A 22,143-nucleotide genomic window follows, 5' to 3' on the forward strand; every position below is an offset into this window, starting at 1 on the left:
TTACGCACTCACCACGGTGTCGATCAAATAAAGCGTGTAAGCCGCGTAAACCGCCAACAGCACGCCGCCTTCGACACGGTTGATCCGGCCCTGCTCGCGCTTGCCGGCATAACCCAGCGCAAACAGCGACGCGGTCAGCAAGGCCATCAGCGGCCAATCGCGGTTGACGATTTCGACCGGAATCGACATCGGATGGATCACGCCGGCCAAGCCGACCACGGCCAAGGTATTGAACAGATTGGAACCGATGATATTACCCAGGGCCAGATCGTGTTCGCCTTTACGGGCCGCGGCTATCGATGAGGCCAATTCCGGCAGCGAGGTGCCGATCGCGACGACGGTCAAGCCGATGATCAAATCGCTGACGCCCAGATTCTGGGCAATCGTCACCGCCCCCCACACCAACAGCCGGGAACTGATCATCAGCAGCAATAAGCCGCTAACCACCCAGATCGTGGCCTGGGCAAACGACATAGTGTGCTCTGCCAACTCTTCCGCCACTTCGTCGGCCAACACGTCAACCTTCTGCTTCAGGCCCTGACGCACCATCCAGGTCATTACCCCAACGAAAACCGTCAATTCCAGAATGGCATCGGTCCGCGACAAACTACCGTCGTAGAGCTGGCCGAAGGCGAATACCGTCACGCCCATCAATACCGGCAATTCTTTCTTGATGATTTGCGAGTGAACCACGATAGGGCTGATCAAGGCCACCGTACCCAGGATCAAAGCGATATTGGTAATGTTGGAACCGTAGGCGTTACCCAAAGCGATACCCGGATTGCCTTGCCAGGCCGATAAGGCCGACACCGTCAATTCCGGCGCCGAGGTGCCGAAACCGATGACCACCATACCGATCAATAGCGGCGACATGCCCAGAAAACGCGCGATCGCCGCGGCGCCTTCCACAAAAATATCGGCACTCCAGACCAATACCACCAGACCGATGACTATCATCAACAACGGCAACGCCATAACCTACCCTTCAATGTTAAAGATCAAAAAACCAAACCCGCCGCAAGCGTGGCGGAAAACCTCAATCAACGGTCCACTGCACCAGACCGCTGTAGGCCGTTGCCAACACGACGATACCGAACACAATCCGGTACCAGGCGAAAATAATGAAATCGTGGTGGCTGATGTAACGCAGCAAGCCCTTCACCGCCACCAACGCGCTGACGAAAGCGGCGGCCAGACCGATCGCAAACGACAACACGTCGTTATCGGCTTGCAGCAAACCGCGGTGTTTATATAAGTCGTAGGCGCTGGCCACCACCAGCGTCGGAATCGCCAGGAAGAACGAAAACTCGGTGGCAGCCTTGCGCGACAAGCCGAACAGCAAGCCGCCGATAATGGTCGAGCCGGAGCGCGACATGCCCGGAATCAGCGCGAAAGCCTGGGCAATCCCCAACTTCAACGCATCCAGCGCCGACAAATCGTCGACGGATTCGACCCGGACTTTGTGCTCGCGCTTTTCGGCCCAGATGATGATGAAGGCGCCGACGATGAAGGCCAACGCCACCGGCACCGGTTTGAACAGCGTCGCCTTCAGGAATTTGCCGAACAACAGACCCAGCGCGGCCAACGGCACGAAGGCGATGGCCAGATTCAACACGAACTTTTGCGCCTGCCGCTCAGTAGCCAGGCCGCTAAGTACCGAACCGATCTTGGCCCGATACTCCCAACAAATGGCCAGGATCGCGCCAACCTGAATCACGATGGTGAACAGCTTGGCTTTGTCGTCGTTAAAATTCAGCAAATCGCCGGCTAGAATCAAGTGGCCGGTGCTGGAAATGGGCAGGAATTCGGTTAACCCTTCGACAATGCCGAGGATCAGGGATTTGACGAGTATTGAGATATCCATATTAAGTCAGCGCTGAGTGCCAGCCGGCACGGTGGTTGGGGTCGACCGACGATGCGCCCGAACAAAGCCGTTACGGCCGCATCAAAAGCCACGTAAACGGGGCGGAATTATATTCGAAAACTCAATTATCCCGTAACTTTAGCCGCAGTAGTTCAAGCAATTCGCGCACAAAATCGGCCCCGGCGGCGCCCTGATCGCACCGCCAAATCGGTTTTGCCGGGATTCCGCCGATCTGTCAGAATCGGCCGCAAACCGCTGTAACGCCGGGAGAGTGCCAGCCATGACCACGCAATATCCGCAGCTGATCCGGGCCCTGTGCGATCCGGCACGCTACCCGCATCCGGTCCGCAAGGTCGAGGTCCTCGAAACCCACATTTCCTGGGTGCTGCTGGCCGGCCGTTATGCTTATAAAATCAAAAAGCCGGTCGATCTGGGATTCCTGGATTTCAGCGACCTGCCCAAACGGCGATTTTTCTGCGACGAAGAACTGCGACTGAACCGGCGTCTGGCGCCTTCTCTTTATCTGGCAACGGTTGCCATCGGCGGCAGCGCCCAACAACCGGAAATCGGCCGCGAACCGGCCATCGAATATGCGGTAAAAATGCGTCGTTTTGCGGTGGGTAAAACCCTGGACCACCTGTTCTGCCGCCAAGCGCTGGCGCCGGAACATCTCGACCGCCTGGCTCAAAGCCTCTCCGCGTTTCACGCCGCACTTCCCCCGGCAACAGCCGATTCGGTTTACGGTACGCCGGCCACGGTGATGGCCCCGGTCAGACAAAATTTTCAGCAATTGCGGTCGCTGCTCGAAACGACGGATTGGCAGATGCTCGACCGCTTGGAAACCGCCTGCGAAACCGAATACGCTGCCGGTGCGGCCCTGATCGGCGAGCGGCGCCAACAAGGCCGCATTCGCGAATGCCACGGCGATCTGCATCTGGGCAATATCGTGCTGTTACGCCAGCGGCCGGTACCCTTCGACGGCATCGAATTTGCGCCGGAACTACGCTGGATCGACCCGATCAACGACGCCGCCTTCCTGGTGATGGACCTATTGCAGCGCGGCCGCGGCGATCTGGCCTACCGCTTTCTGAACGCTTATCTGGAACACAACGGCGATTATGCCGGCCTGGGCCTACTGCGGTTTTACCTGAGTTACCGGGCGACGGTGCGGGCCAAAGTCGCCGGCTTTCGTTTGGCGCAGAGCGGCGACCCGGCCGCCAAACGCGAGTGTCTGGCCTACCTGGAACTGGCGAGCAGCTGCCTGACGCAACGCAAACCGGCGCTGATTGTGATGCACGGCCTGCCCGGCAGCGGCAAAAGCCGCGTCGCCCAATGGTTATCGCAGCGATACCGCTTGATCCGGCTCCGCTCCGACGTCGAGCGCAAACGCCTGTTCGGCCTGCAGCCGCTGGCGTCCAGCCGGTCCGCGACCGGCGGCGGTATTTACCGGGCCGATGCCAGCCGGCAAACCTATGATCGGCTGCTTGAACTGAGCCGGAATTTGCTGGCCGCCGGTTTCGGCGTGATCGTCGATGCCGCGTTTCTGCAATACGATCAACGCCGGCCGTTTCGGGAGCTGGCGGCACAGTTCGGCGCCGGATTTGTTTTGGTCTCGGTTGAGGCCGAGCCTGCTACCTTGCACCTGCGGATAATCGAGCGGCAGACCGCCGGCAACGATGCGTCGGAAGCCGGCCTGGAAGTACTGGAGCACGCCCGCCGGAACCTGGAAGCCTTACAGGCCGACGAAACCGCCGGTAGCGTAGTGTTCGATAACAATGCCGACCGGCCAGCAGCGGAGGTTAATAGTGAATTCCGGCGGCAATTGGCCGAACTGGCCGGATTGAGGGCTGAACCGTGAAAGCGATGATTCTGGAGCGTGCCGACACCCCGCTGCGCCTGACCGATATTGATTTGCCGGTTCCGGCGGCCACTCAAGTGTTATTGAAAGTCCGCGCCTGTGGCGTCTGCCGCACCGATCTGCACATAGCCGACGGCGAACTGGACCGACCCAAATTACCATTGATTCCCGGCCACGAAATCGTCGGCGAAGTGATTGCCAAAGGCTCCGGGGCAGACCGTTTCGGCGTCGGTCAGCGCGTCGGCGTGCCGTGGCTGGGCCATACCTGCGGCACATGCCGGTATTGCCTGAGCCGGCGGGAAAATCTGTGCGAAGCCCCCGGCTTCACCGGCTACACCTTGGATGGCGGCTATGCCGAATACGCGGTCGCCGAACAGGATTACTGTTTCGCGCTGCCGCAGAAATACGGCGACAGCGAAGCCGCCCCGCTGCTCTGCGCCGGCCTGATCGGCTACCGCTCGCTGGTCGCCGCCGGCGATGCCGCATCCCTTGGCATATACGGCTTCGGCGCCGCCGCCCACCTCATTGCCCAGGTCGCCGTCTGGCAGGGACGGCGCGTATTCGCCTTCACCAAACCCGGCGACTGCGCCGGCCAGGATTTTGCCCGGCAACTCGGCGCCGAGTGGGCCGGCGATTCGACCCAGCCGCCGCCGCACGCGATGGATGCGGCAATCCTGTTCGCACCGGTCGGATCGTTGGTACCGGAAGCGCTACGGCAGGTCGTGAAAGGCGGAACCGTGGTTTGTGCCGGCATCCATATGAGCGAGATTCCGGCCTTTCCCTACTCGATCTTGTGGGGCGAACGCACGCTACGTTCGGTCGCCAACCTGACCCGCCAGGACGGCGAAGCCTTTCTGGCGATAGCCGCGCAAGCACCGCTCAAAACCCACGTCCAAACTTTTGCGTTGGCCGAGGCCAACCTGGCCCTGGCGCAATTGAAAAACGGCCGAATCCAGGGCGCGGCGGTTTTGATCCCCTAAAATCAGGCCGCATTTATCCGCTTGACGACAAAAGGATTTTCTTGCCGCTACCGCTTGGACATCGGCCAAATCGAGGTAAATTAGCTTTCGAGGGCCGGCATTTCCTAGCCCAGGCGATCTTTGTTAGAATCGCTGCCGATTCAAAGAAAAAACACCCTAAAAAACACCACCCTAAGCCATGAATAAAAAGAAAATTATAATATTCGCCGTTTGCTTGGCCGGTCTGCTTGCCATCCAAATCAAGTTTTTCCTGCCCTTCATGTACGACATCGCCGCATCCGACCTGTTTTTGGTCGAGAGCAAAGACGTTGCCAATCCCATGGCGATCAGCACCGACATGACCGCTATGGCCTTCGGCCACTGCAACACCCACATCAAGCAAAACGCGGAAGAAGGCCAAAACCTGACTTTCGCCGCGCAGCCGACCAACGCCTGGAGCTTGGGTAATTACGAATACATCGTCAATGCCGACGTAGAAATCAGCGGCAAGGACAGTCCGGCTACATTGCGCCACTACGCCTGCCGTATCCAATACGAAAAAGGCGACGACACCTCAGGCGCCGCCGACTTCGAAAACTGGTCGGTGGAAGGCATCGGCGGCCTGACCGACTGAGCCGCATAAGCAAAACCGGACAGCACCAACAAAAAGCCCGCCAGGCTCGGGAGCCTGGCGGGCTTTTTTATGCGATCAAGCACTGGCTCTGCTGGCGCCAACGCTCAGAAGCTATAAGAAATCTCGCCATAAACCGTCCGCCCCGCTTGCAGGAAAAATGCCGAATATTCCCGATCCAAAAGGTTGTTGACCGAAAAAACTACGACGGCGTTCCGGCAAATTCACTGTGAAGCATAACACCCGCCTTGTATAAAAACCCTTCGATAATTCGGCACCGCCTTACGCCAACCGTTATACGCCGCACCGCGGGAAGTCACATGATAAAGCGCGCCTGAGAATTCGATTTTGATCCGTCGGGCCATGAACAGAATATGGTCGTAGTGCAACCAATGCTACTAAGCTAGACCTGACCCCGTTTTACTGTTTCATAGGTTTTAGCAAGAGAATCGAGCAAGACACGTACGGATGTGATGACCTCTGAGAGGTTTACTGCAATTTGGGCTCCGCCCTCTGAGAAATAGTCCAACTTCAATTCCTTAACGTCAATATCAGACTGCACGTCAAGGCCAATAACTTCAATTGCAGAAAACAGCCCTAGTTCTCTATTTGAAAATGCAGTGGAGTGGATAATTTCATTGCGTAGCGATTTGTTGGGTTTTGCCGCATCCGAGACGGCTGTGAGTGCGGTATAGATTTCAGGGTGATCGGACTTTACATGCGCCTGTACGTATTTAATGCCACCAGAGCTTTCGTACTTTGCAGCATTCAACTTCAGAGATGCGCCCACGAGCCTATGTGCCCGGTCGGCAATGCCGACACTCCTGAATATGTAGTTCTCATAGTGGTACCGATATACGTTTGACGTTACGTCTGCAGTCACATCCAAATCAAGAATAAAGTTCATCGCAAGACGAATAGATGCAACGGCGTTATCAATCTCGCCAACCTTTTCTAGAACACTTGCTGCGTAGATTTCAAGCACACTAGCCTCAAAATTGATTGTTCCCTCTTTCTGCGCAGCCAAACCTTTTAGCATGTAGCTTTGCATGAGTGGCAATAATGGCGTAAGTGCCGGGTGTTCAACAAAACCTGAGGTCTTCATGTTGTCAAACTAACGTTGAAGATGATCCACTAGCAGCGGCTTGCCGACCTGAGTCGGCTTGAGCGACTGGTTAGGCCTCTTCAACTGAAATCGAAGAAGTCGGCGAGAGTGAGTCCATTCACTCCCCGGCGGCGGCCGTCCAAACATAAGACCTCAACACCGCCAAGTAAATGGAGCTCATCACGGAGATCCCTACCGGGAACGAAGTCAGGCACCTCGACTCCGTGCCGGGTGGGGGACAGAAAGGCAACCCGAGTCCGCTCCGGTCTAAACGCGGCAACAAAGCCGCGAACTGATGCCACTACATCCGGCATTTGCTTGTAGGCGTCTGGCTGCAATGGTGCGGCCATGCACCACCGGCCAGAAGGCATCTTCTGACGAGACTTCTCAAGGAACTCATCCATTGATTCGTTTGACTCGTGAGGTGAAGTAAGGCGCAAGTACAGTCGCCGCTCGTTGCTCAGCCAATAGTCCTCATTCAAGCGACGTTGATCTGAACTCGGAACTTCTCCACTTGTACCAAGGCGTCGATCCTGGAACAGAGAACGTAAGGCTGTGCTCTTGCCCGAATCGCGAGGTGCTACGACGAAGAGTACTCGTTCGAAATGAAGCGTCATTCTTAGCTCCCAATAGGTCTACTAATTAGTAATCAGATGGTTTCCGTATAACTACCGAAAAATGATCTTCGAAACGATAATTTATTGTTCCGCATATGAATTTCCCTTCTGTATATCACCGCAGATCAATTGATTTGACCGGCAACTATCGGATAGCCGACATTGAATCAGATTAAGCGGTAGACAGCAACGAGTCGATTAGGCCAGTTCGCTGCGCCCAAAAGCCCTAATTCACTACCGGCATGCTCGGTGGCCGGTCAGGGGAAATACGCGATTTATAGAAATTAATCGCGAGGTATACGGGAGGGGATGGTTTTTCTACGCTAGCACTGCGCCGATTCCGATCAAAGCCGCCAATCATTCCGACTCCAAAATCACCAGCCATGAGCAACCCACCCACCCAAGTAGTGCAGTCGTCTTCTGACATTGACAGCAATAACCCGCCTCGACTCGGAAAAACTATTTTGGCTTGGAATTGCTACCGGCGGATTTAACCGGAGTATCGAGGCAGGTCCGTAAATCCGCCGTTCGGTTGTATTTACAACAGGGTCCGCTCCACCAGCCAGAAGGCGCCCATCACACTGACCGCAACCGAGCCGCCCTTCAAAAACCGGCTGGCCGTTGCGACCTGATTGTTCAGCCACCAGATCAACGGCAGCACCAGCGCCGCGACGGCAATCTGTCCGCTTTCTATGCCTAAGTTGAACGCCAGCAGCGGCAACAAAATCCCGGTGTCGGCCGCCGAGATGTTCATTTCCTGCAACACCCCGGCAAAGCCGAAGCCGTGGATCAGCCCGAAACCGAAGGTCAGCCAGTGCCGGCCCTTGGGCTGGTCGCCACGGACAATGTTCTCGATGCCGACGTAGATAATCGTCGCGGCGATGAAGGGTTCGACGAAACTGGCCGGCAGTTCGACCAGCCGCAATCCGGCGCAGGCCAGGGTGATGGAATGGGCGATGGTAAAGAAAGTGATGATCTTCAACGCCGGCCACAAACTATGCGTCACCGCCAATAATGCGAACAGGAACAGCAGGTGGTCGTAGCCGGTCAGGATGTGCTCGATACCCAACTTAAAAAAGTCGCCGAACGCCGCGAACGCAGCTTGGGGGGCTGCCGAGTCCGCGACGGCGGCGAGTGTCAGGAGGCATTGGTCGTCGTTGCGACCCAGCATCTTTTCGGCCAGCGACTTCCCGGCGGCATCGCGTACCGTCAAGTACTGCTGGTGGCCGTCCGGCAGCAATGCCAGAAATCCGGATTGCACTCGCAACTGGCGTTGCACCGCCAGCGGATACTGCAACTCGACCTGGGCATTGTTCTTGCCGTCGTAACTGACCGGGCCGGGCTGACTCTGCACTTCGACGCCGTCAACCGCGATACGCAACTGTTCCGCCAACAGTTTGGCGATGGCGGGCTTGGCCACTTCGCGTTCGGCATCGCTGACTTCGGCGTCCAGATCGCTATCCATCGCTACGAAGGCTTCGATATCCTGCAACGCAAAGGTTGCGGTGGCCTCGACATGGTCCGGTTTCAGGACCAGATCCAGCGAGCTGAGTCCGGGCGGATGGGCGTCCGCCCGACCGGCTATCAACCCCAGCAGTAACAACGCCAGCCCGAAAGCCGGAAGTCGAATTGTCATGCCGCTCACCTCAGAAATTGATGGTAATGGTGCCGCGGAACATGCGCGGTTCGACCGGATGCTTCAGGATGCCGAATTGGTTGGGCGAACCGTTCGGATATGAAGATTCATAGGCATAGGCGATGTCGTTGCTTTGTGAGCCGAGGATGTTGAACACATCGATCTCGAATTTGTAGCGTTTCTGCTTGTAACCGGCGCTGAGGTTGACGATGTTGGTATCGCCGGACCAGTAATCGACGTTAGTGTCCGGATCGCGGTCCAGATAGACCCGGCCGAAATGCCGCAAGCGAATCGAGCCGAACAAGCCGTTCGGCGCTTCGATCGTGGCGCCGGTGGAAACCACCCGGCCGACCGAGTTCGGGATATACAGATTGTTGTCGGCATATTTGGCGGTGGTCAACGCAAAGTCGGCATCCAGCGTCAGCCAATCGAACGGTTTGTAGTAGTTGGTCAATTCGACGCCGTAACGGTGCGATTTGCCGGTGGCTTCCGTGGTGCCGGCGTCGCCGACGAACACCAGTTCCTGGCTGGATTCCAGCCACCACAAGGCGAAGGTGCTGTTCAGGCCCGGCACATAGTTGCTGCGAATACCGGCCTCACCGCCGCGCGACCAGGCGGCGGGACGAATGCGGGCGGCGGCCGAGTCGACCGGACTGCCATCGGTTGGATTAACTTGCAGGGTCGTGCCGCGGGCATCGTTGGAGTGGTAACCGTAACCGGCGTTAAAGAAAAACTCGGTGTCGTACCAGGGCCCCAAGACCAAGCTGATTTTCGGGCTGACCATAACCTTGCCGCGACTGCCCGAGTTGGCCGCAATCGTCGATGCCAGGCCGCTACCGGTGGCGGCGACCTCGACGTCATTGTTGATAAAGTCGCCGCGCAAACCGGCAATGGTGCGGACTTTATCGTGCCAGTGCGTGGTGTTTTTGAAGTACGTGCCGACCGTGGTGACGCCGACATTGTGGCGACTGACGGTATTGACGATTTGACGGGCTTCGGTTTCGTACAAGCCCAAATCCATGATCTGGTCGTTGCGGAATTGCAGACCGACGCTGTTATCCATTTCGAAGCCGAACAATTTGTTGTAGCGGGTGTGTTCGAAATGGCCGCCGGTCTGCACCCGACGCTCGGATTGCAATATCTGGTCGCCGCCGGCACCGCGGGTAAAACCGCTGAAATTGGAAAACAGGTTCAGGTCGGTATACAAGGCATAGATATTGGCGTCGTTTTTCCAGTTACCGCCCTGATTCCAGAAACTGGCGGAGGCACTGTATCGGTTGGTTTCGCCGCCGTCGGTCGGGTCCATACTGCCGTAAAGCCCGAGACTGCCGTTGTCGATCGCCGCTTGCGGAATCTGGTTGGTCGCCGTCCAACTGTTGGTATAGGCCTTACCGTTGATCGACATGCCCCAATCGTCGCCGCCCAGGGTGTAACGCAACTGGCCGTTGAATTTCTTCGAGTCTTCCGGCACTTGCCAGACGCCGTCGTACAGATTGAATTCGCCGGCATAGAGCAAATCGCCGTCGCCGACTTTCATCGAGTTGGCGACCAAAGTCCGGTAATAATCGAACGAACCGGCGGTGAATTTCAAAATGCCCTGATCCAGTTTGTCCATCGTGAACATTTTGGCGTAACCGGCGGCGGCAAAGTCGCCGACCTCGGCGTAATAGGGGCCTTTGCCGTATTCGACTTTCTTGACCAGCTCCGGAATGATGCTGTTGATGTCCATGTAACCCTGGCCGTGGGCGTGGGTGGTCATGTTCATCGGAATGCCGTCGACGAAGGTGGTGAAGTCGGTACCGTGATCCAGATTGAAACCGCGCAGGAAGTATTGGTTGGCCTTGCCGGAGCCGCTGTGCTGGGTGGCGATGGCGCCAGGCACGACTTCGATCAGCTCGCCGTTACGCGAGAACGGCCGATGTTCGAATTGCTTCTGGCTGACTTCGCCTTGCGAGGCCGACGGCGCGATGCCGATCAGATTTTTGCCGCGGCCGTCTTCCTCGACTTGCACCGCTTCCAACTCTTCCGACTTTTCCGCTTTTTTGGCTTTTTTGACGGTTTTGGCTGCCGGCTTCGCCTCTTCGGCAGCGGCGACGGCGATCGTATCCGCCGTATCCGGCGCCGGCTCGGCCAACACGTCGGCCCCGGCCAGACCAAGGGCGATTTCCAGGCCGACGGCCATTAGTGTTTTGGGAAACAGCGCGGCGCGCCGGGACAGGCGTAGTGGGTACATATTCTTCCTCATAGTGCGAATATCGTTGCGGTCGTGGTTGTTATGAACACCGGTCTCGAGCCGGATTGGATGTGGAAAGCGGTTTTGCTCGCGGCAAACGAGCGGGAACGGCCGGCGCCAAGACAGTACCGGGCCAAGCCGTTGCCGGCGGCGCAAAAGGCGGTCGCGTGCAGGCGGTAAAAAATTCGGGTGTCGGGAGCGGCGCCAAAAGATTCGGCGCGGATTTGCTGAATGGATTCAGCGGATACGGAAGGGGTGGAGCGAAACGCTAAAGAAATCGGGGCGGGGCTTGCGGACACGGATAGCGGCGGCGAGGTGCGGCCGACACCGCTGCTGAGCAGCTGGGTGCCCGGTGTCTGGTTGATATCCGGAAAGCGCTGTTTAAAACCGCTCAGGCAATTGCGGGCCATATCGGCCAGCGCCACAGCAAAGCAATCAAGCACCGGCAATACGCACGCCGCAACCGATTCGGCTCCAGCGCCCGCAAACCCGGCGGGCGGTTTGGCTAGAGCGGCTTTGGCGCTACTGTTCGCCGCCGCGCTATGAGAATTCTCGCCAGCCAAGTCCCAGTCACCCCCGTAGCCGGCCAAATTGGCGGAGTAAAACCCCGCATCCGCCTGCAAATGTGTCGAAGCGGCAGGCTCGGCCGTTTCGGTCGGGCCGGCTTTGGCCCATACCGACTGCGAAAACATCGCGGTCAATAGAAAAGTCGCGGCCAGCACCACCAACTTGGCGACCAAAATTCCGGCACCGTGCAGCAGCAAGGTCGCCAGCATAAAGCCCAGCGTGTAAGAAATCAGACTGGCGGAGGTGGAAATTTCCTGGCCGTGGGCAAAGCCGTGGAAAAAGGCGAAGAAGGCGACGATCAGCACGTTGATTTTGCCGCTGAAGCGAATCTTGCGCGTGATCAGCAAAGCGAATACCGCGCAAGACAACAGAATGATGCCTTCGACGCTGGGTATCGTGATCCCGGCGGCGCCGGCCAAACCGCCCAGACTCATCACGCCGACGAAGGCCAGCGGCAGCATCCAGACGGCATGACCGCGCAATTGCGCGGCCCAAATTCCGACCGCCAGCATCGCCAGCAAATGGTCCCACCCGGCCAGCGGGTGGTTGAAGCCGTTGTTCCAGCCCAGCGCGTCCAACCCGAAAAATTGCGCACCGAACCAGACCGCCACCGCCAGTAACGGCAAACCGAAGCCGAGCAGCCGCAGCCAAGCGGGCAACACTTCGGATGGGGAGCGGGAACGGCGCAATTTCATGGTTTACCGACGCGAACAGCCTGCAAAATTCAAATCAAATGCCAGTTAAGACGAATAGGCCAGGAATCATACGATACATATCACATTTTTAAAAATTATGAATAATAAATAAAATGTCTTATTATGCCCCGCAGCAGCGGTTTCGAACCGGCTCAGCTATGCGGATGAATATGCGAATGGCTATGGCCGTGGTGGTCGTGCTGGTGGCTGACAGTAGCCAACTTGACCGGTACCAGATTAAGCGCGGCATGGCGGACGCCGGTTTCGGCGGACAGCTTGTCGGCAAACCCGCGGATGCGCGCGGTCAGCCCGCGCAGAAACAAGGTTTCCAGGCAGTCGTCGTGATCCAGATGCACGTGCATCGACGATACCACCAGGTCGTGGGCGTCGTGCTGGTGGCCGGTCAGGCGCTCCGCCAGGTTGCGTTCGTGGTGGTTGTAAACATAGGACAGCGTGGCGATGCTGTAGATGGCTTGATCCTGTTTCAGCCGTTTGGTCTCGATTTCCTTGCGCAACAGGTCGCGGACGGCTTCGGAGCGGTTGGAATAGCCGCGGGCGGCGATCCATTGGTCGAATTCCGCCGCCAGCTCGTCGCTGAGAGAGATAGTAAAACGTTCCACAGCAAGCTCCTGTTCTTATAGTCGTTATAGGAGCCGGCGATTATAGCGCAAGCGGAACCCGCACCGCGCCAGCGGCAAAGCGGGTTATTCATGAAAAGAGCCGGGGTTACCGGCCGCGATTCTTAGGGAGAGGCTGAATGTCCACAGGACATTACACACATGACAATTTCGGCAAAATCGTGATTCGCACGCAAGTGGGGATTGCGCTGGCCCTTTTACTCTGCTTACCGCTCGCCAATTTCTGGTTTCCCAGCGCCTACAGCGTCAAGGCCGGCATCCACGGCCTCAGCGCTATTCTGGCGGTGGTCGTCGGTACTTATTTGACGCATAGGGCCTTACCGTTGATCAAAGGCATGCACGTCAATCTGGAGTCGTTGCGCCGCTGGCTACTGGTAGCCACCCTGCTGAACTTGGCCGGCGCGATCAGCGGTAACTGGATCTACATGCGTTACCGCGGCCAGGACGGCCCTCGCGACTGGATCTTGGAGCGGGTGCCGGCAATCCACAACGTGCTGATGGAATTCAAGGAATTCGTCTCGTTGTTTCCGTTCCCGTTAATGCTGTCCGCCACCGTGCTGCTGTATTACTACGGCTTGCCGATGCAGACCCGGCGCGACCTGTGCCGCTTCGTCGGCATCACGATTCTGGTGTCGTGGAGTTTTCTGATGCTCGGTTTCGTCGTCGGCCTGGTACTGGCCAAACTGCGCTTCGTTTGAACCGGGAACGGCTGATGCAACAACAATCCGAATCGAATATTCAAGCGCTAAGGTCCGGCCCGGTCGTGGCGGCCAGCCTGGCGTTACTGCTAGCGTTTTTGACCTTGATGGTCAGCCACCATATTTCCCGGCTGTCGCCCGGCCTGGACAAGCTGGTGCATAGCTACGGTTACTGGATTCCCGGCTCGCAAGGCAAGGGGCCGGACGGCAGCATCGGCTCTTACACCGGCAAGGAAACCCTGGCCATCGGCGTCTGGCTGTTGAGTTGGTTGGCATTCCACCTGATGTGGCGCAAACAGGATCTGGATTTGACGATCTGGACCCGGATTTTCGTCATCAGTCTGGCCGTCATTACGCTGGGTTTCTTTCACCCCTTGTCCGATCCGCTGGTGTTGTTCATCGCCGGCTTTTTTGGCCTGCCCTGAGGATAAGCCATGCCCAAGTTGTTAGATCTACTCGTCCCGATATGGCTGGTTTTGGCGGGCCCCAACGCTCTGGCGGAAGGCGTTTTGCTGAAATCGGAGCCGAAAAACGACGCCGAAGTGAGCAATTTCGATGGCACCGTCAAATTCTGGTTCAGCGGCAATGTCGGCGAACGCTCGCCGTCGGTCGTCGTGGTCGATGCCCACGGCAAACGGGTCGACAACGGCGACACCCGTCTGGTGTTGGGCGAACGCCACCGACTAACCGCAACCACCCAAGCCCTGCCGCCCGGCCCTTACGCCGTCCGCTATCGGGTGATTACCGAGGACGGGCTGGTGGTCAGCGGCATCTCCAAGTTTACCGTCGTCGCCGCAGCGGCGAGTCCGGAGGCCAAGCCATGAAAATGTTATCTGTTTTGATCCTGGCCGCTACCGCCCTCGGCCAAGCGCAGGCGTCGGTACCGCTGGGCGGCAACCGCAAAGGCGCCGACGGCAATTACGACCTGTACGGTTGCATGCTGACCAACGACTATTACGTGGTCAATTTTTCCGCCTATCAACTCGACCCGAACCAGGCCAAGGACGATAAATCCATACCGCAGGCCGAATGCGTCGATCTGCCGCGGGTCGGCAAAACCCAAATCGCGGTAGACCTGCTGGACCTGGATGTGCGGAAAAAACCGGTCGGCCTGAAGATTTTGCGCGAGGACGGTCAAGTCATCGCCGAAGTGCCGATGGCCGTGGTCAAGCAAGGCGTATTGACGGCCAGCGTGGATTTCAAAACCGCCGGCAAATACCAAGCCGTGCTGTCGGTGCAGGACTCCGATTTGCACACGCCGCCGGAAACCAGCGCCTTGCATATGCCGTTGACGGTAGCGATGGCGCCGCCGCCGTCGGCAGCCAATGCCGGCAGCGCCAAAGGGCTGGGCGTGGTGTTCGGCGTGCTGGGCCTTTGCCTGGCGTTGGCCGCCTACTACATCCCGCGGCTGCTAAAGCCGCGCACCGACGGCAGCCCGTCGTAAGCTGTCGCCGATGCTGCGCGAATAGCGTGGCTCGATCCCGTCACCATTACTACCAGGAAACATTTATGAAAGCGACATTCCCAAAACCGTTTACGGCTTTAATCCTGGCAGGCTTGCTTGGCGCCTGCGCCCATCCGGAACGGCATGAGCAGGAGACCGCCGGTTTCGTACCCGGCCTGGGCGAAATCATGGCCCAAACCGCCACCCGCCATGCCAAGTTATGGTTTGCCGGACAGGCGCAAAATTGGGATCTGGCTGCTTACGAAGTCGACGAACTGCACGAAGGCATCGAAGATGCCGGCAAATACCACCCGACCCACAAACAGATTCGCCAACCGATTCCCGATCTGTTGGCGCTGTATCTGGACCAACCCTTGGCCGAGCTGGATCAAGCCGTGAAAGCCAAAAATCAACAGGCATTTATCGCGAATTACGATAAGCTTACCGCTGCCTGCAACGCCTGCCACCAAGCCACCGAATTCGGTTTCAACGTCGTGGTGCGACCCAGCTTCAACCCGTTCGCCAACCAGGCGTTCTGAGCGACGGCCTCGTTCGTTTAGGGTGAGCGGTTGCTGCAGCAAGACGTAGCGGCATTTATCCATTTCAGCAAGCGAACACTATGCGCAATTTTTTACCACGCCGGACGGCAGCCTGCCTGCTGTTGCCGGCAACATTCGCCGCGGCGGCCGGCCCGGTCCGCGACGATTTCGGCGTCTGGATCAGCAATACTTACCAAACCGACTTCGGCGGCAGCCCCTATCTGGCTTTTTTGGAACTGGCGCCCAGAACCAAGACCGACAACGACCAGTTCGCCCAAATCATCGTCCGGCCGCTGGTCGGTTACAAGCTGACCAAAAAGCTGCAACTCTGGGCCGGCTACACCTGGCAAGGCGAATACAACGAGCAGACCGATTTCGAATTGGCCACCAACGACGCCATGCAACAGTTGCAATGGGTCGACAACTGGTCGCCGGAGTGGAATTTTCAGTATCGCTTCCGCCTGGAGCAACGCTTTTTCTCCGAAGAAGACAACGTCGCCCACCGCATGCGCCACCGCGTTCGTTTGGTGTACTCGATACCCGACACCAAAGCCTACCTGATAGCCATAGACGAGCTCTTCGTCTATTTCAATTCGTTGGACGACGGCCGCCTGGCGCGTTCGGTGCAAACCGGCATCAACCAGAACCGCAGCTACCTCGGCATCGGTTATAAATTGACGCCGGAGCTGAACGTCGACACCGGCTACCAACTGCAATACGTGCACAACTACGGCGCGCCGGATTTGGTCAATCATGTCTGGTTTACCAACATCAACGTCAACTTCTGAGGCGGTTCTGCCGCGCAAAAAAAAGGGCGGCTCAGGCCGCCCCTAGTCGATACATGAAATAGCAACAGCTGTAACTGACTTCCTGTTACTGGAATTTGGTCAGACCGGCAAAGCCTGCACGGGCTTCTTTCAATTCTTGTTCCGCGCCGGCGAAATCGGATTTCTTAGCCAACTCTCTGGCTTTTTTCATTTTCAAAACCACTTTGTCGCGTTCGAATTCGAATTTGTAGTTGGCGTTCAGTTCGCTGGCGCTCTCTGCGACTTCCTTGATCAAACTGGCGACTTTAGTCGGATCGGCCGAAGGAATCGCGTCCAAGGCAACCTGTATCTTGGCGTCCACTTCTTTCAATACCTCAGGCACGCTCTTTTTGGCTTCTTTGGCCAAGGTCGCGCCGGAAAAGCCCAGCATTGAAAAAAACAGGGTGAACGCGATTAAAACTTTTTTGAATGACATGTTTACTCTCGATAATTAAATTGAACGATGGGGGTAAAGCGAAATTTCCTGGTTTGCGATTGAACTTGGCTGAACGGAACTCCTTTAGTTGAAATTATTGCTTAATTTATTCGGGCTGCGTCCCTGCGGGCAGGCCCCACCAGCAATGCCGGGATGGCCCGATTTGCGGCAACGCCGAGCGCTAGTTGACTCAAAGTCGCTAAGGTAAAACCTGCGGTATAACCGAGCGCGTCGCTATCCAGCCAAATATCGTAAGCATGGGCGTATCCATGACATACCGCGACGCCGGCAATCACCGATAACGACAAAGCCCAATGCAATTGGCGTCCCGACGCCAGCAGTAAGCCCAGCACCAAAATGCCGGCGTACATCAGCGTTTCGGGATGGGCAATCTCCAGCGGAACCAAAGCCATTGCGCCGCCCAACAACAGCAACGCCAGGAACGTCAGCGCCAGCGAGACGACGGCTCGACCATGGCCGCTACGGCAGATCCACAACCCGACAAAAAGCATCATCAAGATATGGTCCGAACTGGAAAAAGGATGCAGCAATCCGCTGCCGAAACCGATCGCTTCGCCGGCCTCATGGAAAGGATGGGCATAGGCTGGCATCGAACCGGCCGAAAACATTAATATCGTTAACAAAAAACGCTTGAAAGACTTGCTCATAGTGACCTCTGCCTGCAAAGGGTTATGGTGGACACTGAACCTGGTTCGAACGGCGCGCCACTCCGAAATGATGGTTTGGCGGCACCAGCCCGACTTTGGAGGGCGTCAGCACCGGCACCACGCAAACGAGGGCTATCTTAGCAAAAATATGAAGTTTTAATAATATTTCATATTTCGCGCTTGCCGGCCCTGCTCAGCAGAATTTTGCCTAAGCAAGATGACAGCGTTTTGACCGCGCCGCCGGGCACACCAAAGCGAAAACGCCGGGAGGGATTGCGCCATTAAAACGCCCCCTTCTCCGCGGAATAGGTGAAAGCCGATAAAACCGAGTTAGAACTCGTACTGAAAGCCGACGCAAACCAGGCGCGGCATGCCTGACTGGATGCCGCGGCCCCGGTCGGTCTTGTAGTTGTTGTCTAGCAGGTTTTTCATCGCCACGAACAGCTATCGGGCTCGGCCGATCGCTGTAGACGTGTTCGCCCAGTTGCGCCTTGCTCAACACCTTGCCGGGGTTGAGCATGAAGTAACGCAATAGCCTGAATTCGATCGCGGTCAGCAGTTGGGCCTCGCCGCCGGCTGGTGTCGCGGTTTGCTCGTCTTCGTCGAGTTCGACGCCAAACACCGTTAATCTGGACTGGTTGAATGGTGTACCCGCTTCAAAACCGCCTGTAAGCGGGCCAGCAATTCTTGGGGATGGCAGGGTTTGCAAACGTAATCGTCAGCGCCGGCCTTGAAACCGTCGACGATTTCGTACCAGGCATCGCGGGCGGTCAACACAATGACCGGCATGGCGTTACCGGCGTCGCGCCAGCATTTCAGCACGTCCAGGCTGGCGAGTTTGGGCAAACCAAGATCGAGGATCGCCGCATCGTATTGTTCGGTGGCGCCGAGGAATTCACCTTGCTCACCGTCGCCAGCGGTATCGACGATGTAGCCGGCGCCGCGCAAATCGGCGGCCAGCAGTACAGCAAAGGCCGGATCGTCCTCGACCAGTAACAGACGCATAAATGCCGTAGTTACATCGCGTGCATTTTGTAGTCGACTCGCGGATAGCCCTTCTTGTCGCGCGGATCGGCCTGTTCGGCATCACCAAGCTCGGCGCGCTGTTTGCCGGATTCGGTAAGCAATTGCTCCCAATTTTGATAACTCGCATATTTCGGGTCGCCGGCAGATTTGCGCGCGCCGAACGCGGCCTGCCCCAGTTCGATCAACTGCGACGGGGTCTTGCCGTCTATCGTTTTCAGAAAGTCGGCTTCGTGCTTGAGCTGCTCCCGCACCAACCAGTAGGCCACTTCGAACGGTAACTGGCGGTCCGGCGGCAGGTGCTGTTTGATGCGATTCATCGATTTGTGGGCGGCTTGCAAATTCCTGGCGTTGATTTGGTCCGGCGCTCCGCAACCGGCCATCAGCAATGCCAATAACACCAGCCCGAATCCCAATTTCACTATCTTCACAACGCCCCCAACCGACCAGCGCCGGCCAATCCGAAATCAAATAATGGGCGCGAATCGGCGATCCGCGCGCTATCTCCCGCCCATCCGGGAGAGCGGCGATCTTAACATAAATATGAATTATATTTTTTTTGTCACACACGCTTGCAGGCAGCCGGCGAAACCGGCCCAACTGGCAATAAGGGGGATTTGGCTTGGAATGAAACGGTGCCTAGGAAATCGGCGGCTCGTCTTGCAACGAAAATATGATCGGCACTAACACCGAGCTGGCGACAGCAACATCGTTGCGCTTGGCCGGCACGAAGCGCCATTGTTTGAGGGCCTCCAGCGCCGACTCGTCGAGCAACTCGTGGCCGCAGCTTTGCTCGAGCTCTACGGTTTCGGCACGGCCTTCGGCGTCGACTTGCACCCGCAGCAACACCTTACCCTGCCAGCCCCGGCTGCGGGCAATGCTCGGATAGTCCGGCTTCGGGTTGTGCTGGTACTCCGCACTCAGGTAGGCCTCGGTAAACACCGGTTTTTCGCCGTCAGCCACCACATCCTGGGCAATCTCGGGCCGGTTGGTCTGAATTTCTGGTTTCGGGGCTTGATCGAGGACCTGGTCCAACACCGAGAAATCGGATGCCGGCGCCTGGGGGATAACGCGCTTCAGTTTGGGCTTGGGTTGAGGTTTTTTCTGCGCCGGCTTGGCCGTTTCCGGCGGTGCGGCTCGGGCCGGCGCGGTCTGCGCCGCCCGGATCTTGATGGTGGAAACTTGTAGCGGTAAGGGTTGCGCGACTGCCTGCGCAATACTGGGGCAAAACAAACAACGGACCCCGAAAAAATGCAGCGCGGCGACGGCCGCCACTATGCTGGCCAAGACCGCAAGATTAGACGAACGCTCCTTTCGATAGGCGCCGGCGGCCGGCTGCGGCACTCCGCGCAGACCCGCAGCAGCGAAAGGCGGCAGTGGGTTTCGAGCAATCACAAATCCGTTTTGGCCAGCTCTGGGAAATAGCACGCAACTGCGGAGCGAAAATTAAGCGAATTGTAAAAATTGTCCGACAAATACAAGGAATCAGCCAGACCGGCAAACTGCGGCCAATTGCCGCATCGCTGCCGCACCGTGACCGATTAAAGCAGGGTCCGTTCGATAAACCAGTATGCTCCGACCAGGCAAACCAGCGCCGAACAGCCTTTCAGAAACTTGTCGGCATAGGGTTTGTGGTTCAGCCACCAAATCAGCGGCAAGACGACGGATGCGACTGCGATTTGGCCGGTCTCGATACCGAGATTGAACGACAACAACGGCATCAGGATGCCGCTATCGCCGGAACTGATATCCAACTCGCGCAACACGCTGGCAAAGCCGAAGCCGTGGATCAAGCCGAAACTGAAGGTCAGCCATTCCCGACCTTTGGGGTGATCGCCGCGAATCAGGTTTTCGACGCTGACATACACAATCGTCGCAGCGATGAACGGTTCGACGAAACTGCTCGGCAAATCGACCAGATTCAAGCCGGCGCAGGCCAGCGTGATGGAATGGGCGATCGTGAAAAAGGTGACGATTTTGATCGCCGGCCAGAAGCTGTGGGTGACCGCCAGCAGCGCGAACAGAAACAGCAAATGGTCGTAACCGGTCAGGATATGCTCGACGCCCAGCTTCAGAAAATCCAGAAAGGTCGAACCGGTTTGGCCGACCTCGGCGCCAGTGGCTGCCGCGAGATCGAGCTGCAATTGGTCGTCATCGCGGCGCAGCATTTTCTCGGCGATTTGTTTGCCGCCGGCATCGCGCACGGTCAAGTGCTGCTGGTGGCCGTCCTGCAACCAGGCCAGAAACTTGGACTGCATCAGCAATTGCCGTTTCGGCGCCGGCTGGAAACTGAATTCGACATGGGCATTGTTCTGGTCGTCGTAATTCACGCTACCCGGCACAACCGGCAGAACGTCGGCACCGTCGATGTTGACCCGGGTCTGCTCGGCCAGGAGTTGGGCCACGGCGGGTTTGGCCGCTTCGCGTTCGGCGGCGCTGACCTCGGCATCCAGGTCGGTATCCATCGGCGAAAAGGCTTCGATGTCCTGCAAAGCAAAGGTCATTTTGGCGACGACGCGGTCGGCTTGCATCGTCAACTCTATCGAACTCAAACCCGGCGCGTGCGCCGCGGCCCAGTTCGAAACCGAAAGCAAAACCATCGCCAAAACATACCTGCAGCCGGCCGACGCCGACATGTCCCACAATCTAGCCATCGGCTTTATTCCTGCTCTGCGGCGGCTTTGCGTTTCCGGCGCAGCAAATAAACCAGAAAGCCCGCCACTGCGGCGATCGCTGCAGCGACGCCGCCGATGGCCAGCCAGGGCGGTTGCTGGCCGTCCGGCGCCACACCGACTTGCAAGGCGACGCGGAACTTATCGTCGTCCTCGATCGCATCGCCGATCAGCAGATACAGTACATAGTCGCCGGTTTTATCGACATCGGCTTGGGCCTCGACGGCGCCTTTCGGATAGAGCTTGGCCGGAATTTCGGTAACGGTGCGAATTTCGCGGATGTCATCCGGCGCTTTTTGCCCGGTTTTTTCGACTTCCACCAAGCGGATGCCGATCGGCGTACTGCGGATGTCGCGATCGATCAAATCGGCGGTGAAAAACATTTTGCCGGCGCGCGGGATTTGTTGGCAAAACGGCACGAAGGCGGTTTTGGCGTCGACGGTTTTGTCGTTCTTGTCCGGCTGCAGATAGGCGCTGAAATGCACCGCGTAAAAGTCGTTGGCGATAATGCAATCCAGGTCGGGCCGATTGCCCAGGGCGTTGGATTGTTTGGTGCCGAAATCGAGTTTGTCGCAACCGCTCAGCAACAGGGCGCCCAGCAGGACTAGCGCCCAAAACGCGGAAAATCTTTGAATTGTCATGACTGAAGCCGATTAAGGTTTGATGGTGAATTCGAACTTGCCGGTAACGATGTGGGTATCTTCGGACACCACCCGGTAACGCACGGTATAGACGCCCGGCGCCAGCGTCGGCACGGTGGCGTGGATATTGGCGCCGTTGGTCAGGCTTTGCTCGACGTCGTGGTTGTCGACCCGTTTGCCGGTGCTATCGATCACGGCCAGCGCCTTGTACTCGCTGCGCACCGCGTCGTTAAACCACAAATCGATTTGCTTCGGCGATTCGGTCAGCGTCTCGTCCTTGGCCGGTTGCGACTTCACCAGAATCGCATGGGCAAAAACCGGTAACGGACTCAATAGCGCGAGCGCCAGCAAGCCGGGTTTTATTATTGTTGTTATGTCTAACTTGGGCATGACCACCTCTTAAATTCGTGAAC

At 57.5% G+C, this 22,143-nt stretch carries 24 protein-coding genes; 9 read left to right on the forward strand and 15 right to left on the reverse strand.

Going from position 1 to position 22,143, the window contains the following annotated elements; genetic code table 11:
• Together C2U68_RS01410 and C2U68_RS01415 are read right to left on the reverse strand one after the other, a co-directional pair.
• On the reverse strand, positions 1-975 hold the full coding sequence (locus tag C2U68_RS01410; RefSeq protein WP_140910725.1) for a calcium/sodium antiporter: 975 nt from the start codon (positions 973-975) through the stop codon (positions 1-3).
• Positions 976-1,036: 61 nt separating this feature from the next.
• A complete protein-coding gene (locus C2U68_RS01415) occupies positions 1,037-1,864 on the reverse strand; it encodes an undecaprenyl-diphosphate phosphatase (RefSeq protein WP_140910726.1) in 828 nt (275 codons plus the stop codon).
• A 280-nt stretch (positions 1,865-2,144) separates the two neighbouring features.
• On the opposite strand from C2U68_RS01415, the gene C2U68_RS01420 reads away from it, so the two are divergent.
• The 3 genes from C2U68_RS01420 (at position 2,145) to C2U68_RS01430 (ending at position 5,315) form a co-directional block, all read left to right on the forward strand.
• Positions 2,145-3,722, forward strand: a complete 1,578-nt coding sequence (locus C2U68_RS01420; protein ID WP_140910727.1) for an AAA family ATPase — start codon at positions 2,145-2,147, stop codon at positions 3,720-3,722.
• Between the two features lie 5 nt (positions 3,723-3,727).
• The gene (locus C2U68_RS01425; RefSeq protein ID WP_260839170.1) at positions 3,728-4,702 is read left to right on the forward strand and encodes a zinc-dependent alcohol dehydrogenase family protein; all 975 of its coding nucleotides are present in this window, start codon (positions 3,728-3,730) and stop codon (positions 4,700-4,702) included.
• A 178-nt stretch (positions 4,703-4,880) separates the two neighbouring features.
• Positions 4,881-5,315 carry a hypothetical protein gene (locus C2U68_RS01430; RefSeq protein ID WP_140910729.1) on the forward strand — a complete coding sequence of 145 codons (435 nt, stop codon included), beginning with the start codon at positions 4,881-4,883 and terminating at the stop codon, positions 5,313-5,315.
• 400 nt (positions 5,316-5,715) lie between these two features.
• Here the strand turns inward: C2U68_RS01430 and C2U68_RS01435 are convergent, their stop codons facing one another.
• The 5 genes from C2U68_RS01435 to nikR form a co-directional block, all read right to left on the reverse strand.
• Positions 5,716-6,417, reverse strand: a complete 702-nt coding sequence (locus C2U68_RS01435; RefSeq protein WP_140910730.1) for a Cthe_2314 family HEPN domain-containing protein — start codon at positions 6,415-6,417, stop codon at positions 5,716-5,718.
• A 1,155-nt stretch (positions 6,418-7,572) separates the two neighbouring features.
• Positions 7,573-8,670, reverse strand: coding sequence for a HupE/UreJ family protein (locus C2U68_RS01440; RefSeq protein WP_140910731.1), 1,098 nt, complete (start codon positions 8,668-8,670; stop codon positions 7,573-7,575).
• Positions 8,671-8,680: 10 nt separating this feature from the next.
• Positions 8,681-10,903 (reverse strand): TonB-dependent receptor, encoded by a 2,223-nt coding sequence (locus tag C2U68_RS01445; RefSeq protein ID WP_260839165.1) that lies wholly within the window; start codon positions 10,901-10,903, stop codon positions 8,681-8,683.
• 8 nt (positions 10,904-10,911) lie between these two features.
• On the reverse strand, positions 10,912-12,165 hold the full coding sequence (locus tag C2U68_RS01450; protein ID WP_140910732.1) for a HupE/UreJ family protein: 1,254 nt from the start codon (positions 12,163-12,165) through the stop codon (positions 10,912-10,914).
• A gap of 152 nt (positions 12,166-12,317) precedes the next feature.
• A complete protein-coding gene (nikR, locus tag C2U68_RS01455) occupies positions 12,318-12,785 on the reverse strand; it encodes a nickel-responsive transcriptional regulator NikR (protein ID WP_140910733.1) in 468 nt (155 codons plus the stop codon).
• Positions 12,786-12,922: 137 nt separating this feature from the next.
• Here nikR and C2U68_RS01460 point away from each other — a divergent pair, with 137 nt between their 5' ends.
• The 6 genes from C2U68_RS01460 (at position 12,923) to C2U68_RS01485 (ending at position 16,272) form a co-directional block, all read left to right on the forward strand.
• A complete protein-coding gene (locus tag C2U68_RS01460; RefSeq protein WP_140910734.1) occupies positions 12,923-13,501 on the forward strand; it encodes a hypothetical protein in 579 nt (192 codons plus the stop codon).
• Between the two features lie 14 nt (positions 13,502-13,515).
• Positions 13,516-13,926 carry a hypothetical protein gene (locus C2U68_RS01465; RefSeq protein WP_140910735.1) on the forward strand — a complete coding sequence of 137 codons (411 nt, stop codon included), beginning with the start codon at positions 13,516-13,518 and terminating at the stop codon, positions 13,924-13,926.
• A gap of 9 nt (positions 13,927-13,935) precedes the next feature.
• Positions 13,936-14,325: a copper resistance protein CopC gene (locus C2U68_RS01470; protein ID WP_140910736.1), complete on the forward strand. Its 390-nt coding sequence runs from the start codon at positions 13,936-13,938 to the stop codon at positions 14,323-14,325.
• Complete coding sequence (locus C2U68_RS01475) at positions 14,322-14,945, forward strand: hypothetical protein (protein ID WP_140910737.1); 624 nt, start codon at positions 14,322-14,324, stop codon at positions 14,943-14,945. Before C2U68_RS01470 ends, C2U68_RS01475 begins: the two co-directional genes overlap by 4 nt.
• 65 nt (positions 14,946-15,010) lie before the next feature.
• Positions 15,011-15,484 carry a hypothetical protein gene (locus tag C2U68_RS01480; protein WP_260839166.1) on the forward strand — a complete coding sequence of 158 codons (474 nt, stop codon included), beginning with the start codon at positions 15,011-15,013 and terminating at the stop codon, positions 15,482-15,484.
• 80 nt (positions 15,485-15,564) lie between these two features.
• Positions 15,565-16,272, forward strand: coding sequence for a DUF2490 domain-containing protein (locus C2U68_RS01485; RefSeq protein ID WP_140910738.1), 708 nt, complete (start codon positions 15,565-15,567; stop codon positions 16,270-16,272).
• Between the two features lie 85 nt (positions 16,273-16,357).
• Here the strand turns inward: C2U68_RS01485 and C2U68_RS01490 are convergent, their stop codons facing one another.
• The 8 genes from C2U68_RS01490 to C2U68_RS01530 form a co-directional block, all read right to left on the reverse strand.
• Complete coding sequence (locus C2U68_RS01490) at positions 16,358-16,726, reverse strand: hypothetical protein (RefSeq protein ID WP_140910739.1); 369 nt, start codon at positions 16,724-16,726, stop codon at positions 16,358-16,360.
• Positions 16,727-16,827: 101 nt separating this feature from the next.
• Positions 16,828-17,394 carry a HupE/UreJ family protein gene (locus tag C2U68_RS01495; protein ID WP_140910740.1) on the reverse strand — a complete coding sequence of 189 codons (567 nt, stop codon included), beginning with the start codon at positions 17,392-17,394 and terminating at the stop codon, positions 16,828-16,830.
• Positions 17,395-18,018: 624 nt separating this feature from the next.
• On the reverse strand, positions 18,019-18,399 hold the full coding sequence (locus C2U68_RS01505; protein ID WP_140910742.1) for a response regulator: 381 nt from the start codon (positions 18,397-18,399) through the stop codon (positions 18,019-18,021).
• Positions 18,400-18,410: 11 nt separating this feature from the next.
• On the reverse strand, positions 18,411-18,848 hold the full coding sequence (locus tag C2U68_RS01510; protein ID WP_260839167.1) for a hypothetical protein: 438 nt from the start codon (positions 18,846-18,848) through the stop codon (positions 18,411-18,413).
• A gap of 208 nt (positions 18,849-19,056) precedes the next feature.
• Positions 19,057-19,692 (reverse strand): energy transducer TonB, encoded by a 636-nt coding sequence (locus C2U68_RS01515; protein WP_186289468.1) that lies wholly within the window; start codon positions 19,690-19,692, stop codon positions 19,057-19,059.
• A gap of 266 nt (positions 19,693-19,958) precedes the next feature.
• Positions 19,959-21,071 (reverse strand): HupE/UreJ family protein, encoded by a 1,113-nt coding sequence (locus C2U68_RS01520; RefSeq protein ID WP_260839168.1) that lies wholly within the window; start codon positions 21,069-21,071, stop codon positions 19,959-19,961.
• A gap of 5 nt (positions 21,072-21,076) precedes the next feature.
• A complete protein-coding gene (locus C2U68_RS01525; RefSeq protein ID WP_140910744.1) occupies positions 21,077-21,730 on the reverse strand; it encodes a hypothetical protein in 654 nt (217 codons plus the stop codon).
• 12 nt (positions 21,731-21,742) lie between these two features.
• Positions 21,743-22,120 (reverse strand): copper resistance protein CopC, encoded by a 378-nt coding sequence (locus C2U68_RS01530; protein WP_140910745.1) that lies wholly within the window; start codon positions 22,118-22,120, stop codon positions 21,743-21,745.
• Between the last annotated feature and the right edge of the window lie 23 nt (positions 22,121-22,143).

This window comes from Methylomonas koyamae (assembly GCF_006483455.1).
Lineage (GTDB): Bacteria > Pseudomonadota > Gammaproteobacteria > Methylococcales > Methylomonadaceae > Methylomonas > Methylomonas koyamae_B.